At 70.0% G+C, this 659-nt stretch carries 1 pseudogene; it reads right to left on the bottom strand.

Features of this window, described 5'->3' with window-relative positions:
- Positions 1-659, bottom strand: a pseudogene (locus AC1D15_RS35880) (heme utilization protein); the annotation flags it as partial.

Genomic DNA, 659 nt, shown 5'->3' with positions numbered 1-659 from the left:
CGCAGGTCGGCCGATTCSAGCGTCGGGATCTGGTCGGTGGTCAGCGAGGCGGCTTGCGCGGTCGACAGCGTCGCGAACTGCGTSGTCGTCAGCGCGTTCAGGTCGTCGGTGCCCAGYKKSGACAGCTGGGTCGTCGTCAGSGCSGCSACYTGSSCGGTCGTCAGCGCRGCSAWCTGGTCGCTGGTCAGSGCGCCGAGCTGGTCGGAGTTCAGCTGGCGCAGCGCGGCGGTGCTGATCGCACGCAGGTCGGCCGATTCCAGGTTCGGCAGCTGGTCGCTGGTCAGCGCGGCCACTTGCGTGGTCGTCAGCGCGGCGAAGTGCGCCGTGGTCAAGGCGCGCAGGTCGTCCGACTGCAGGCCGGCGATCTGCGTGGCCGTCAGCGACACGACCTGGGCGGTCGACAGCGCGGCGAAGTCAGCCGTGTTCAGCGCGTTCAGGTCGTCGGTGACCAGGTTGCTCAGCTGGGCCGTCGTCAGCGCGGCGACTTGCGCCGTCGTCAGCTGGCCCATCTGGTCGCTGGTCAGTGCATCGACCTGTGCGGTGCTCCAGTTGCGGATCGCGGCGGTGCTCAGGGCACGCAGGTCCGACGACTCCAGGTGCGGGATCTGGTCGGAGGTCAGCGAGGCGGCCTGCGCGGTCGACAGGATCGCGTACTGGGC

This window comes from Rhizobacter sp. P2_H2 (assembly GCF_056403375.1).
Note: the sequence above shows the minus strand (reverse complement) of the source record. Positions and strands in the feature narration are given on the sequence as shown.